11 protein-coding genes and 1 riboswitch are annotated in these 15,098 nt (G+C 38.3%); of the genes, 6 read left to right on the plus strand and 5 right to left on the minus strand.

Going from position 1 to position 15,098, the window contains the following annotated elements:
• From RM544_RS12275 to RM544_RS12290, 4 genes are all read left to right on the plus strand, one after another.
• Nucleotides 1–1,110: a hypothetical protein gene (locus RM544_RS12275; protein WP_311362081.1), complete on the plus strand. Its 1,110-nt coding sequence runs from the start codon at nucleotides 1–3 to the stop codon at nucleotides 1,108–1,110.
• Between the two features lie 1,035 nt (nucleotides 1,111–2,145).
• Nucleotides 2,146–2,685: a hypothetical protein gene (locus tag RM544_RS12280; RefSeq protein WP_311362082.1), complete on the plus strand. Its 540-nt coding sequence runs from the start codon at nucleotides 2,146–2,148 to the stop codon at nucleotides 2,683–2,685.
• 311 nt (nucleotides 2,686–2,996) lie between these two features.
• The gene (locus RM544_RS12285) at nucleotides 2,997–3,380 is read left to right on the plus strand and encodes a hypothetical protein (protein ID WP_311362083.1); all 384 of its coding nucleotides are present in this window, start codon (nucleotides 2,997–2,999) and stop codon (nucleotides 3,378–3,380) included.
• A gap of 228 nt (nucleotides 3,381–3,608) precedes the next feature.
• Nucleotides 3,609–3,729, plus strand: a riboswitch (SAM-I-IV-variant riboswitch).
• Between the two features lie 50 nt (nucleotides 3,730–3,779).
• Nucleotides 3,780–4,169 carry a hypothetical protein gene (locus tag RM544_RS12290; RefSeq protein ID WP_311362084.1) on the plus strand — a complete coding sequence of 130 codons (390 nt, stop codon included), beginning with the start codon at nucleotides 3,780–3,782 and terminating at the stop codon, nucleotides 4,167–4,169.
• 256 nt (nucleotides 4,170–4,425) lie between these two features.
• On the opposite strand, the gene RM544_RS12295 is transcribed toward RM544_RS12290, so the two are convergent.
• Complete coding sequence (locus RM544_RS12295) at nucleotides 4,426–5,517, minus strand: NADH:flavin oxidoreductase (protein ID WP_311362085.1); 1,092 nt, start codon at nucleotides 5,515–5,517, stop codon at nucleotides 4,426–4,428.
• A 258-nt stretch (nucleotides 5,518–5,775) separates the two neighbouring features.
• On the opposite strand from RM544_RS12295, the gene RM544_RS12300 reads away from it, so the two are divergent.
• A complete protein-coding gene (locus RM544_RS12300; protein ID WP_311362086.1) occupies nucleotides 5,776–6,411 on the plus strand; it encodes an SOUL family heme-binding protein in 636 nt (211 codons plus the stop codon).
• Nucleotides 6,412–6,501: 90 nt separating this feature from the next.
• Here RM544_RS12300 and RM544_RS12305 read toward each other — a convergent pair whose 3' ends face one another.
• From RM544_RS12305 to RM544_RS12320, 4 genes are all read right to left on the minus strand, one after another.
• Nucleotides 6,502–8,247 (minus strand): CRTAC1 family protein, encoded by a 1,746-nt coding sequence (locus RM544_RS12305; protein ID WP_311362087.1) that lies wholly within the window; start codon nucleotides 8,245–8,247, stop codon nucleotides 6,502–6,504.
• Between the two features lie 12 nt (nucleotides 8,248–8,259).
• Complete coding sequence (locus RM544_RS12310; RefSeq protein WP_311362088.1) at nucleotides 8,260–10,950, minus strand: multiheme c-type cytochrome; 2,691 nt, start codon at nucleotides 10,948–10,950, stop codon at nucleotides 8,260–8,262.
• A gap of 17 nt (nucleotides 10,951–10,967) precedes the next feature.
• Nucleotides 10,968–12,320: a tetratricopeptide repeat protein gene (locus RM544_RS12315; protein WP_311362089.1), complete on the minus strand. Its 1,353-nt coding sequence runs from the start codon at nucleotides 12,318–12,320 to the stop codon at nucleotides 10,968–10,970.
• A 95-nt stretch (nucleotides 12,321–12,415) separates the two neighbouring features.
• On the minus strand, nucleotides 12,416–13,198 hold the full coding sequence (locus tag RM544_RS12320) for a choice-of-anchor E domain-containing protein (RefSeq protein ID WP_311362090.1): 783 nt from the start codon (nucleotides 13,196–13,198) through the stop codon (nucleotides 12,416–12,418).
• A gap of 376 nt (nucleotides 13,199–13,574) precedes the next feature.
• Here RM544_RS12320 and RM544_RS12325 point away from each other — a divergent pair, with 376 nt between their 5' ends.
• Complete coding sequence (locus RM544_RS12325; RefSeq protein WP_311362091.1) at nucleotides 13,575–15,059, plus strand: FAD-binding oxidoreductase; 1,485 nt, start codon at nucleotides 13,575–13,577, stop codon at nucleotides 15,057–15,059.
• Nucleotides 15,060–15,098: the final 39 nt, after the last annotated feature.

Below are 15,098 nucleotides of genomic sequence, written 5' to 3' on the forward strand. Positions count from 1 at the left end.
ATGAGTGTATTAGATAAAGATATTCATCAAAAAGCAAAAGCTATCCGTTATTGTATATCAAACGGGATACTACCGTACCTTGAGGTTATAGTTGAAAATGTACGGGAAATCAGCGACATCAAAACAGTGATAACAGATCTGGATGTTTTGGGTGTTGAGTTCTCACGCAGAGGAACTATCAAAAGAACTCTATTTGATTGTAAAACAGTCAATAAAATGAGTGCTATTAATCGTTCCTTTTGGGCGTCTGGGATTATGAGTTTTACGGGTTGCTCAGAGTCCTATGTAATATTGTCAAAAAAAGCGTCAGAAGCTCACCGAGTAAGTGCAAAGACTTTAAATGTGCATCTATTTCAAGAACAAGATTTTGATTCTTATGCTGCATCTGCGAACATTAATTTCCTTGATAATCATTCTTACTATCACGATATTAATAATTGGATTGCATATTACAAAATATTTGAGAACTCATCTCAAAACATTAAAGACATTGGTGAGTTCATCAACAATAAATTACCAGTAGAAGAAGATTTTGCTAAAGCCCTGAGAGAATTGGTAGGTGTGATTAGAGCAAACCGAGGAGAGTTAGACCCCTCCAAAGAAAAGCATATGGCAATCTACTGTAGCTTTATACTTAGTTTTATTTTTGTAATGACCCCAATCTCAGCTCAACTAGCCGATGTACATGAAACGGACTGCTCCCAAGCAAAGTATGAGAAAATTCTAAGATATTATGTTTGGGGTGGAAGAGAGAGTTATGTTCAAAGACGAAAACTAAAAAATGCAATTCAGGTCGCTTCAGGAAACAAGGAGGGCGAATTAGAACTGCCAGGGTGGGAAGATTTCGTGCAAGTTTCGAGATCTTTTATTGATGCGCCCTCGGAACTAAGAAGTTCGCTTTTACCGTGTAGAGGACTTTCACTGAGATATGTGAGTGAGCAGAAGCAGCTTATGGATCAAGACTTAACTAAAAGGTTGACTGCTTCCAATCGAACAAAACAATTTTTGATGGCAGCTTCAAGTTATATATACAAAGCTACTGGACTACCAAAGGACTTTCATACTAATTTAATTTCCGAAATTTCTGACTTAGACCATGATGAGGATTAGGTGAAAATCCACTAAATAACTCAAATATATTCCGATACTACTAAATCATTGAATACAAATTTCGCTCGGTTGGGTCTATAAACTGCTCACCTATTATATTCACAAATTTAATTGTAAACACCGATATGTGCATTAAACTCAACTTGCCGTTCATTCACAATTTTGTTTGTAAAAATTAGTTTTGTAACTTTTTGATTTTTAGCAGGCGCTATTCACAATTTTAATTGTTGTTCTCCAGTGATTGACACTTTCGAATTAAGTTTGCTACTTTAATAAGGTTTGGAAGTAAAAATAGCGAAAGGCGAGCCAATAGGCTCGCCTTTTTTATTTATATATGACGCTCAATGAGTACCTTTGAGCGCTTACGTTTAACATCGGTGCTTTATGATGGTTTATGGTTTGTTAAAAATGGTCTACAACTATAATTGCTGATCATATCTGGGTCGGCTTTATATAAAAGCGAAGGAAGGGAGTTACCTACCACATGGCCATAAATCTTAGAAATGTGATCAAATCTAGACTGTTTTGGGCAGCAATGGTTTTGACGGCAATCATTGTGGTCTTTTGTGTTCCTATTGCATTTGATATTCGACAATTAGACGCTAACACGCCTTTTCTCTCACCATTTGAAATTACCAAGATATCAAGAGTTATTATCTTTATTGTTTCTTCTTATTTTGTTGGAGTATGTTTTTTTCTGCTTTTTCTCAAAAGAAAAATCAGAATTATTTTATTACTGAATATCTATTATTCTGTTTTTCGATACTACTTATCACTTCTTTTAGTGTTGGATTGTTTAGAAAACTAATTCTGGGCTCTGGGACGATAGTAAATTTCGAGACGATAGGAGGTGTCACTGCCATAGGATTATGTATTCTAGTCGATACCTTGAGGAAGAAAAAAAATGGGTTTAAAAAATAGCGTGTTTTTAATTTGAGTAAAAACAGTGCTATTAAGCATCAGTCAATCTTTCGGAAATTTCACTAGCAAATGTTTGAAAAGAAACGACAATTGAAAGCTTAAATGAGAATTAGTATGACTAAATCGAAATATTTACAAATAGGCATTTTATTCGCTATCTTAATTTTCTTTGGGTCGAATTTTTTACGAGTCATGAATATTGAAGAAAAGCAAATTCAAGAGGCAGAAGCATTAGATTCTATAGCAATTATATTTTTGAAAGAGAGAGTGAAGCTTTTGGAAATTGAACATCAATATCTAGAGAAAGAAATTAGCTCTAATATACATGTCGATCTTTGCACACCAAATTTAGTGTCAGACTTAGAAAGTGAGAATCCTTCAATATGGTTACAAAAGTGTCTTTTTCTAAGCGATATTGGATTTGAATCAGTGTCTCTGGACAAAGAATTTGGCGAAGTGATTTTTAATGCGCTCGATACTATCTACACAAATGAAGATGGTGAAATGGAGGGGTTTTTTATCGTACAGATAGCAAGGAGCAATAGTAAGTTTTTAACGGATTGGCGAAAGTTTGCTTTAGATTCGCATGTGGATTCGCTAGAAAAAAGTGTAGATGATGAATGGTCAGTGATTGCGACTTGGCAAGGGCATTGATCCTTATTTCCCGAGGATCTCTAGTGATATCAAGAAGGTTTAGTAATGTTTGAGTTATCTGTGGTGTTCACCTTGTTGAGCAATGGTCGACTAATACCCAACAAACCTGTGTAACCTTTTGTTTTCGCCTTCACGCTCAGTGACTAGCAACATGGCTTTGCAATATGAGTTGCAGAATTTTTTCAAGCTTAATTAAAAAAGCGATGGTTCGTGAAAGGTCAACACTGAAAAGAAAGTCGAATATCATCCGCGGTATATATTTTTAATAGTCATCATCAATAATGTAGAGTTGGCACTCAGGAAAATTATATATGTATAAAATGTTGTTTGCTGGGATGTACTACCATTTTATCAAGGTTGAGGGGGGACAAAAGTTAGTAGTCAGAAGTTACTTTGCCAATGTTGCTGTATACGCTATGACCGCGAGTCATGCTTTGTTTATTTTTGGTGCGGCATTACTTTTTTTCTTGGATGATATGAAAGGCATCAGTTGGAGTAGCTTTCTTTTGAGTACGATGGCAATAAGCTATTTGGTATTTCATTATTTATATTTGCATAAAGAAAAGTACCAAAATATTGTGAATGCCTATTACAAGTCAGCTTCTAAATACAGGGCTTGGTCGTTGAGTTACCATATCCTTCTCATTTCTGTGTTTGCTGTAGCGGCTTTAAGTTTGATTTTTAGCGTTGACTAACGGCGCACGGAAACTTTGTTTGAAATCGCTGTGCATACTCTAGAATGTAGGCCGTTTCTGCATACTGAACGCTTGCTTAATTTAGTAAGTTTTTCCTTGTTTCGTCTAGGTGAAACTTTTTTATTGTAGATTAGTACCGATCCACGGAGGAGGTTTAGAGTATATTACATTATCTTTTTTGTATAATTTAGACATCTAGACGTCCTAAATCCAACATGGTAACATGCACTCCGTCATTAAGAGAAAGTCGCCAGACTTCACCAACCTGCTTGCCTTTATTGGCGAGTAAGGTGGTTTCTGCCGCATCAGGTAGAATGAGCCCGTAAATTTGAGCAACAAATTTAATTTATGGGAATGGTTACTTTCTTCATTGCTAACCATAGATGGAGAAATTAAAAAATGGGTAATGATTTTAACAACCTTTACTTTATTAAAGACAAACGCAACGAACAGTTCCAACCTTATCTCTTTGTAGAAACTTATTTTGAGCGCAAACGCGAGATGGTTATCGCTATTGCATTCTGTGAGGGTCAACGCCGCATAAAGCTCTATAGCAGAGTTGAGCAGATGAAATTCGAAGTTCGCCAAATAATAATAGGTGAAATATGCGCGGTGCATTACAAAGCATCAAAAAAGGAGCTTCCTATTTTTGGTAGCATTCAGTGCTACAAATACTTTTATCAACCAGATAAAGCATGGGTATTTGATGTCGCGGGTAATTTCATTGAAACAATATCAGAGGCTGAACCCGACAAAGCAACTGCTTCGGAAGAGTTGGAAATAACATAAACAAAACTTATTTAATTACGATATTACTCTATTTTATTGATTTTAACTTTCTTCTTTTACATCGACGCGCGCCTTTACTATGCAATTTCTTTGACCATTCAAGTAGTGTCAGGTAGCGCGTGTTCAGCCATGACCGTAAAGGCCATTTATGAAGAGCGATTGGACAATGTTATTATGTGGTTTTCACGGCTTAACTGGCCGTTAAATTCCCATAAACGAAAAGAACCAATCCCGTAGCAACTTACTGTGTCTTTGATTAAGCAACAAAACCATCCCAGCCTTTCATGTAAGTCACAAACTGATCGCTCAAACCCTCTTTCTTCAAATGAGCCTCACTGACTGGCAATTCAACAGGGGAAAAGTTTGAGTCTGCTATCACACGTTTTGGAAAATCATGGTGCAAGATCGCCGAACGTCCAATTGTCACAAAGTCGACACCGGCATCCATGACCGCACTTACATCTGCGCCAGAGGTGATTTTTCCCGCGACAGTGACTTTTACGTCTTTAAAATCGAGTTCCATGAAATGTGAAAGTAGTGTTTTTCCTTCATGCTCAGATTCATTCGGTTGTTTGAATACATCCCATAAAGATAAGTCTAAAAAGTCGATATTATGCTCGTCAATTAACACTTGGCATAAGGTTTTTATTTCTGAAAGGGCCATGCCAAAACGCTCTGGCGACAAGCGTACGCCGAGCAAAAATCTATCGCCGCAAGCATCGCGAATGCCTTTGATTATTTCAAATAAAAGTCGAGCTCTATTTTCTAGCGCTCCACCATATTCATCGTCCCGTTTGTTTATGTCAACACTCAAAAACTGAGTCAATATGTACCCATGCGCTCCATGCACTTCAACACCATCATAACCCGATGATTTTGCGCGAACGGCGGCGGCAATAAAGTCATCACGTAATGTACGAACCTCTTCTAAAGACAAAGCTCTGGTGTTGTGCTTTTCCACTGCCGATGCTGAAACGGGTTGTTCTCCTATTAAGTCTTCAGGAGAGCGCATTCCAGCATGGTGTAGTTGGGCAACAGCGATGCTGCCATGGGACTTGATTTCTTCGGCTAAACGCTTGTGCCCCGGAATATGTTCATCCCCGTAAATCCCCAATTGGCCGGGAAAGCCTTGGCCTATTTTCTGTACGTGAGAAGCGCAGGTCATGGTGAGCCCGAATCCGCCTTTAGCGCGCATAGTTAACCAATGAAACTCATCATCAGATAGCGTACCATCACTGTGACTTTGTGTGTTTGTGAGTGGTGCGAGCATAAATCTGTTTGGCATTTCATGGCCACTTTTGAACTGAACAGTATCGTTGGCTTTGATAGAGTGAGTTTGCTTTGACATAGGTTTCAATAATCGATAAATAGTGCTCTTAGCATATAACCACCTACTCAAAACTACGAATTGATAGTGTTTATACACAGATAAAAGTGCTGAAAATATCGATACTTTGGCCGCTAAATCCAAGCGCTTTTTAACTCTAAGAAAACGTCGCTACTGTTGGTTAATCTCACCATAAACACAATTGCTTTCAGATTTTTTCACCTCTTTTTTAATAAACCGCGTATAAGCCTTATCACAACAGACAAGATTGAAAAAAATATGCGAATTTTTGGTGCAAAACTGCTAACAATAGCAACCATTTCTACCATGCTGACGGGTTGTTCTCTGTTTGGAGACAGCGGCGTCGAGTCCGCGCCTTATGAGCTAGTAATGGCAGATGAAACGAAAGAGATTGAAGTACGTAATTACGAATCGATGGTTTTAGTCTCTGCGAGCATCGATGGCACGAGCGACAACAGTGCATTTAGAAAACTATTTAAATACATTACGGGCGCAAATGAAGGTGCAACAGAGATTGCGATGACGGCGCCGGTGTTTATGGATGAAGATCAAAAAGGTACAGAAATTGCCATGACAGCGCCTGTATTTATGGCTGAAAATACAAATGAACCTTCTATGTCATTTGTCATGCCAGCTAGCTTTACGCTTGAGAGCACACCAAAGCCGACTGATCCCAGCCTCACGGTCAGCGAAGTCAGCAATTATAAGGTAGCTGCGATTAGGTTCAGTGGCACACTTAGCGATAGTAACGTTGATGAGCACACTCAGATCTTACTCAATTGGATGCAGAGCAAAGGTCTTAAGCAAGTGGGTGAGCCTGTTAAAGCTGGATACAATGGGCCGTTAACATTGCCGTTTTTAAGACACAATGAAGTATTGATTGAAATAGAGTGATGCTTTACCAGGGCCAATCGTGTCTAATCAGGAGGGCACTTAAGGCTATAGTCATTCAAACACAAGTGAAAAGTGTTTTTAAAAACAAGACTATTCGTGCCCTACTGAATATCGTTTATTTGCTTTAATATCTTTCATGATATCTTGGCTACCATCTGGCCATTGTATTGTTATGTGATCCACGAGTTCGGCTTTGCCTAAGCCAAAATATACTGCAGATTCACTATGGGACAAATAGCCTTTTGTCGGCATCATTCGTTTCTTTTGTTCGACACCGTTATACTTTATCGAAATAGTTGTTCCAACCGTCGAGTAAGTCTTAGTTTTTGAATAGAGTGTAAATGCAATCCAGTTATTTTGGTTGTCAGTGTCATTTCTATACAATCGCACTCTTTCTTGAATTGAAGATATCGCAAAGTCTAAATCTCCATCATGGTCAATATCGGCATAAGCGATTCCTCTCCCTGCTATTGGATTAGAGAAATCACCGAGTTGGCTAACATCTAATTGAATAAACTGCCTCTCGCAACTCCCGTTACACTGCCAAAAAACTTGTGGAGATTGCCTATATCTTAAGTTGCTTTGTACTTTTTGAATATCAGGTTCTACATTACTATTTATTTGAATAAATTCATCTTGTCCATCAAGATCTAGGTCTGCAAAAATTACTCCCCAAGTAAAGGAAGTACGTGTTGGTCCTCCGATACCAATGAGAGGAGACACATCAACAAAGAAACCATGTGAGTTATAACGATAAAAAGAGGTCATCTCGTCTGTAAAGTTACCCATAGCGATGTTGAAGCTCTTATCACGGCCCAACCATGCGCCATCCATACCCATTGCTGCAGTGGGCAGGCCTAAGTTATTGTAAGACAGCCCTAAAGAGTCAGCCTGCTCAATAAACTCACCATTCCCTTGGTTTATAAAAGCGAAATTTTTAATAGAGTCATTGGCTACCACAAAATCGATTAAATTGTCATCATTTAAGTCAACAGGTAACACACCTAGAGCTTTTGTTAATTCTTCTTTTTTGCCAAGATTCAATTCGGTGAACGGTTGAGGGAATTGATTAATATAAATCTTTGAAACAGATCCGCTGAAAGAGTTGGGGTGAGGGTACATTCGATTAGCGCCATCATAGTTGATGTCTAGTTGCTCGTTTTTATCTATACTCCAATTTAAATAGTTTCCAACAAACAGGTCCAGATCCCCGTCGTTGTCAATATCAACGAAACTCGCAGCAGTTGAAAAGTCTCTCTGGTCACCACCAACTTCCATTTCGTCAGTTATGTCTTTAAACCCTTCACCTCTTTCATTTTTGTACAGTCTATTCATTCCGAAAGCAGTGATATACAAATCGTCATAACCGTCGGCATCGAAATCTCCAACTGTCAATCCTTGCCCATACCCTAAAAACATCAAGCCTAAATCTTCAGTTACATTTACAAAACGCTTCCCCTCTTCATTTTTGTAAATAGCTATATTATTACTTTTACTTTCTGCGGCATTCTTAACAGAACTACCCGCTACTGCAACAAGATCTGCAAAATCGTCATTGTTATAGTCAATAAACCCAATACCTCCCATCATGCTTTCAGGAAAAAGTTTATCTCCCTCTGCACCATTAGTGTGTATAAAGTCGATACCATAGACTTCGGCAACTTCTTTAAAGTTTATAGTAGGCGAATTCAGTTTGTTATTTGAGCTTTTCTGGATTTCAGGTTGTGACGGTAATTCGAAGTTTTGCTTTTCTTTTTTTGAACACCCATTTATTGCAACTATTAGCAAAATAATAAAGGTGAGAGTAAAGTTGTTTGACGAATATTTATTGCGCATTTTCAAGCTCTATCAATTGAGTGAATAAATTACTACGGCATTGACGATTTTATCAATATAGGAGTCTTTTGCTCGGGCTAGGGTAACAGCACTAGATTCTGAATGTTCGTCCAGCTTATATTTTTTATATAATGTTGAGTGATAATTTGCCTTATCACTATCTCCTTGAGTTCGGGCTATATTAGCTATACCGAAATGTGCGCTTGCGTTTTCAGGATCAAGACTTAATAACCTACTATAAATCGTATTAGCTTCATTGATTAAAGAGTTATATTTCAATATATCTCCTTCGTTTATTGTTGCATATAAAAATAAGGTTTCTGCTAACTTAATTAATAGGTCGTAATCTTTAGAAAAATCAAATCCTCTTTCTTTCGCAGAAGGCCAATTATCAATATTCATTAGTTTATTAAGCGACTGTATACCTTCATTTATAAAACCGTTGTCAATGCTTATTAGCGCAGAATACCACTCTGCTGACCAACTATTGTCAATGCCAGTGCTGTGAAGAGAATCGAGCTTTTTAAAAGCTTTCTCTAGTTGCCCTTCGTTGTAATAGAGTCGAACTAAATTCATCGTTCCTTGGGCTTCTCCGTATTGCTCTACCAACTTAAAGATCTCTTCTGCTTGTCTATATTGCTTTTTACTTGGCTTGCGTAACAGACCAATACCGTAATCATTTAATCTTTGAGGTGGAGTTGCTTTCGCACGACTGTTAGCAATTTTAACTTTGTCACCTACTATAGATACTGAATCCTGAGAAATAATTGTCGTTGGTAATGCTTGCTCTAATAATCCAGCAGCCCTAAAGCTCTTGTTAGCATAATCTTTGTCGAATTTTCGATAGTTGAGTTTTGCGTCTATTCTTAGTTTTTCTGAATAGCCCGCGGGTAAAGTGAATTTGAAATGAACGACATCAGCCGCTCCAGGTGGGATTTGATGGCTTTTTGCTGATGTAAAAATGTCTTCGACATTTCTCTCTTTGATTCGTTCTCCTTCAGCGTCCACTAAAAAGTTTTTAATGAAATGTGTTTCTAATTCAGGTATTTCGCCTGTTGCAAGTGGCTTACCACTGCTTCCAATCTCTAAATCCTCATCAAATAATTGTAGTTGAACCCATAGCTGATTGGAATCTGCTGTACCATTTGTAAACAGATGACCCAAAGTTTTGGTTCGTATAACAACTTCTATCAGATACGTTTTGTTTGCGGCTAAGTTGACATTACTTTCATTTTGAAGAAATTGAAATTCACCATTGATTTTTCCATCTTCTCTTATGCCGACGATATCTAACGACACGGATTCCTCAAGAAGATCCTTATGCCTCTGTATAACACTGTCACGATCATAGCTCAATGTCGCTGCAATCGCAGTGTTGCCGCTCGCAAATAGATGGTCTCTTATAGAAAGCTCAGAGGAAATGCTTTGCATTTTTGCACCGCTATCTTCGTCTGAGATTTGATAACTCATATGACAACTGTTGCAATTATTCTTCGCTTGCTTAGGATAATAGAAACTGTCTACATTATGCCCACTAACTCCGCTTTGCAGAAAAGAATCATAATGGTTTTGACCTCTCAACCATCTATACTTATTAACCTTCTCCGGTATATGTACTTTATGACACGAGCCACAAAACTCTGGCGTTTTATGCAGTGGTTTTAAAAATGTTTCTTTGTGAAAATCCGGATTCGATTTAAGTAAAACATTACTAAATGATTGAAGTAAATCTGAATCACTAAATGCAAATGGATAATGAGTGGGTTTTTGTAAGGTAAAATCAGCATTTCCTTTTGTCGAATCAATACTGATAACTGAGTGGCATACGGTACAAGTTATGCCTGCTTTAGCAGACTTTTCGTTATTAGTTGGAAAGCTAGGACTATCGAAAACGCCCGAAATTAGTGGTAAAGGATCATGACATCCAGCACAAAACCTAGAGGCAACAACATCTCCATCTCGCTCTAACATATGCGCCCTTGTGTTGTTCACAGAGAAGCTATAGAACGGATTGTTGAATGATGAAAACTTATGTGCACTACTAGACCATTGGTTATGAGTATCTTGATGGCAGCCTTGGCAATATTTATCGAGCATAAATGATTCAGAATTAATGATGCTATCAGTTTTCACTTTGAGCAAAGAAGGCAGAAAATCTAAGGTCTGCTCATCTTCGTCGAAACTGATTACACTAATGCCAGTAAGCGCAATCAAAACTAGCGTAGAGGCACTCAGTTTTGTCCAGAACCATTCTATTTGAATGGGGTGGCGGCCGTTTTTTCGGTGGCGAAAATAGAGCAGTATAGCTAGCAAAGGAATTATAATATGCGCGGCATAAACCAAGTTTCTCAACATGGATGCATTTAGTTCAAAATCGAATACACCGCGGATCAGAAGTGCGCCAGTTAATGAAGTTAAAACGACACTAAGAGACAAGTATATGCCTGCTGTCCGTGCACGGGTATTTCTAATATGTTTGATGGCAATTAAATGGGACGTTAGATACAAAGCAAATAGAAGAATAAATGGAGCACTAACTAATAGGTGTATAGCAAAGACATATTGAAAGTTTGCTTTTTCAAGGTTTTCTCCTAAAATTCCTTCCCACACCGAAATGCCAGTAAGATATATTCCACTTATGAAAAGCAAAACTGCAGTCACTAATAAAGTTTTAGCAAGTCTTTTGCCTAGACTCGTATTCACGTCATTTCTTGGGGAGATCATTTCTGCGTTGCCAAGCGGGTCAACCTTTCTTTTAATTGGTTTGGAATATTAAACCCCAGTTCTTCAGCTTTTTCTAGGTGAAAAAAAGCTTTTTCAAACCTACCAAGGTCGGCATTTACTCTCATTAAGTCCATTTGAAAAATAGGATTGTCTTTCCATAACGCTGCAGCTTCGTTCAATAGGGAAAGCGCTCGTTCAAACTCTCCTTTACTTGCAATAATTCTAGCAATACCTTGTAATGACCTGGCTTTGTCGTTATCTGATTCCTGCATAGACAGAGCATTCTCATAATGCTCTCGCGCCAACTCATACTTTTTTTCACTTAGCGCTATATCAGCAAAGCCAAGATGGAATGTCGACGAACTAGGAAACCTGTTTATTGCTTTTAGGTAAGTTTTTTTAGCTTCATTTAACCTTCTCTCAAAAGTTAAATAATGTGATAGTTTCAGAAAATCATCTTCTTGAACGCGATCGTTGTAATGTGTAATTAGTAATTTAAGGTACTTAATTGTAGCTAGACTATCCTGTTTGCTAATTGAACGATTTATGTTAAATCTCAAATCGTTCAAAGTCCGTCCTTCAGTCATTACCTCCTCATAATAAGGATGCGGTAAACTTAACTGTGCCTCATTGTAGGCTAAATTTTCTGCTGGAATATCGATACTAATATCGACTATTTTTGATAGTCGAATCAAGTATGCTCTCGCAATCGACGACTGTGGTGACAATTGCATTGCTTTTTCCAGATAGTCGCGACTTTCTTCATATTGCCCCATATTAAACAATAGCTTTCCAAGGGCAAAATTGCTCTCAACAATGTTAGGAAACTTAGAATATACAATTTGGTAATAGTGTTTTGCTCGTTCGTAATTTCCTGTTTCTTCCATTAGTCTAGCTTCAAAGAAGAGAGAAGCTATATGGTCGTCATTTAACTGGTTTGCCTGCCTTATGTAATCTAGGGCTTCTTCTGTTTGCCCCAAATTGTAAGATGTTACTGCTAACATTGAAAACCACTTATGTCCCCTAGGTTCTATTACAGCCAAAGTCATATACGCATCTTTCGCATCGTTGTAAAAGTAGTTTATAAACAATGCGTCTGCATACCTAGCAAAGGAAGCTCTATTATCATCAGCTTTCTTAGCCTCAATAAATAAGTATTGCAAATGCTCTCTAACAATGTCGGTAGAGTTAGTTAGATCTGGGAGGGTGAAACTTTGATTCAGGTAAGGCTTGCTAGAAGAGTTAGATTTGTTTTGGTTTACATCAGGCTCAACAGCTACGTGTTCATCACAACCGCTTACTATTAATGAGATGATAACGAATAATAATAAGGTTGCGTTGTTGGGCATACTAAAAGCCAATTGGTTGATAATAAAAAAGTGGGCTAATAAGCCCACTGTGTTTAGATGTACTTAATGTCGTAATAGCTATGGCAAAATATTATTTACGCTCGTTTTCTTCGAGCTAAAAGGCCAAGTAAACCAATTGATAAAAGCACTGCGACGCCTGGGGCTGTTACCTCATCATAAGTATATGCAACAGAAATATTACCTCTCCAGTAAGCGTCATTGTACCCATAACAACGGTCTCCATTATCATTATTGTCGCAATACCCTGTCATAGCCGCGTTTATGTTAAAGGAGAAATCTAAATCATCAGATCCAATAAAATCGTTAAGAGAAAACATACTTGTATCTAGGACGCCATTGAATATACCGTCGTCATTAGTTCTGTCCGAACAAGTAACATAACCTGAGGTGTTGTAGCTGCGTGAACAATTGTCATAATTAGAATCGCGTGTAGCGGAAGTTGATTGGAACGGGTCTGTCAAAGATAAAGAGAAATCTGCAGACGAAGTCATGTTCACGAAGGTATCGTTACTGTATCGATAGTATGTTGAGCAACTGCCCCACCAATTGCAGTCTCTGTAAGAAGTTCTTTCTGAACTGTTATCGTACGCTGACGCATAGGAAAAATGGTCCCATTCACTAGTGAAGCTGATTTCTACATCAGTCAATGTTCCTAAACCTGAATCGAATCTAGCGAGCGAGAGAGATGAACTGGTTATGTTAGAGTCGCCAAACGAATATCCATATGTTGTATTATAATTGGACGTGTTATTCGTAGAGAAGTTAGAGTTGTACTCAATAATGGCAGCATGACTTGTTAACGACAAACCACCAAGCAGCACTGTAAAAGATATCGTCTTCAACAATTTACTTAGCATGATATGTTCCCTCAGTTAATTTATTTTTGCAACAAACCAAAAAAACAGATTTGTCGTGTAATGTTTCATATACACTAAGCATAAAGTGTTCCATTTTTAAATTTGCATACTTATTAAATGGTTACGTAATTTTCATTGGCTGATAATATTTTTTTGTAAAAAAATCTGACATTTTAAAAGCAGTTTGAACCACATTAATTAGACAAAAAGAAGCTAGGTTTACTTGTCTTTCACTAAACTCATGCAGTTGAATAGTCAAACTTAAAAAAATTGTGATCAAATAGGTAGTCTGTGCAGAAAGCTAGAAACCTCGAGTCTCTTCGATCAAGAATAGAGCTGACTATAAAACTCACGAATATACGTTAAAGGGATCAGAATGAGCTTATGGAAGGCAGCATTAAAGACAATATTGATTTTCATCGGAATATTCATATTGTTATTGGCCGGTTTAGCAAGTTACATATTTGTCGACTTTAGCCCAAACGAACCGGCAATAAAGCGCTCGCCCGAATGGGTGAACGATATCACTCAGCTAAATCCCATTCTGGTTAATAATGTCCTTGCCCCAACAACTATCGAACAAATCAAAGATGCCATTATGGCTTCTTCTGGCAAAATATCCATTGGCGGAGGTCGTTTTAGTCAAGGTGGACAAATTGCCTTAGAAGAGTCCCTTCACCTCGACATGAGGAACTTTAACAAAGTACTGTCGCTGGATTTTGAAAGCCAAGAAATTACTGTGCAAAGCGGTATTCGTTGGCGAGATATCCAAGAAGTGATCGACCCCGAAAACCTGTCGGTTAAGATTATGCAATCGTACGCTAATTTCACTGTCGGTGGCTCGCTAAGCGTGAATGTGCACGGAAGATATATGGGTGAGGGCCCAATCATTCGTTCAGTTAAGTCTTTCAAATTAGTGCTTGCTGATGGTTCGTTAGTGGAAGCTTCGCCACAAAAAAATTCAGAAGTATTTTATGGTGCAATTGGTGGGTATGGTGCTTTTGGTGTCATCGTTGAAGCAACTCTAACCCTTGTATCGAATACTAAGATCGAACGTCAAAGCGAGGTGATGTCACGAAGCGATTACCCATCATTTTTCGCTAAAAACGTAAAACCGAATACCGGCATTGTGTTTCATAATGCAGTGATTTATCCCCCTGAGTATCAAAATTTGCGCAGCGTATCTTGGATAGAAACAGAGAAAGTACTCACTATTGAAGAGCGGCTTATTGACCATAATACCGACTATTGGTGGCAACCGAAAGTGAGTGAATTTGTTGCCGATCATCGAATCGGAAAATGGTTACGACAGTATGTTTTGGATCCATCTATTAACCATGGTGACGTCGTTCAGTGGCGCAATCGCGAAGCCAGCTTAAATCTATACGAGCTAGAGCCAAATAGCAGGAAAGACACAAGCTATGCCCTTCGAGAATACTTTGTGCCTGTAGATCGTTTTAACAGTTTCGCGGAAAACATGGCTGAGATATTTCAGCGCTATGAGGTAAACGTGCTCAATGTCTCCATTCGTCACGCTTTGCCGGATACCGGTTCTTTGCTTGCCTGGGCAAGAGAGGAAGTCTTTGCTTTTGTGGTTTATTACCGACAGGGCACCAGTGAAGATGACAAAGCGAGAGTGAAAGTGTGGAGCCAAGCACTCATTGATGCTGCCATTGCGGAAGGAGGAGCTTATTATTTGCCTTATCAATTGCACGCAAGCACCGGACAATTTCATGCCAGCTACCCTCGCGCGAATGAGTTCTTTAAGTTAAAAAAGCAGTTTGATCCAAACAATCGATTCAGTAATAAGATGTGGGAACAGCATTATCCTTCTAACAAAAATGCAGAGAGCGAAAACTAAGGCAAAATAAAGATTTGCAGAATTGGATTGCGCAAAAAT

The sequence above is a fragment of the Brumicola blandensis genome (assembly GCF_031846165.1).
Taxonomy (GTDB): Bacteria; Pseudomonadota; Gammaproteobacteria; order Enterobacterales; family Alteromonadaceae; genus Glaciecola; species Glaciecola blandensis.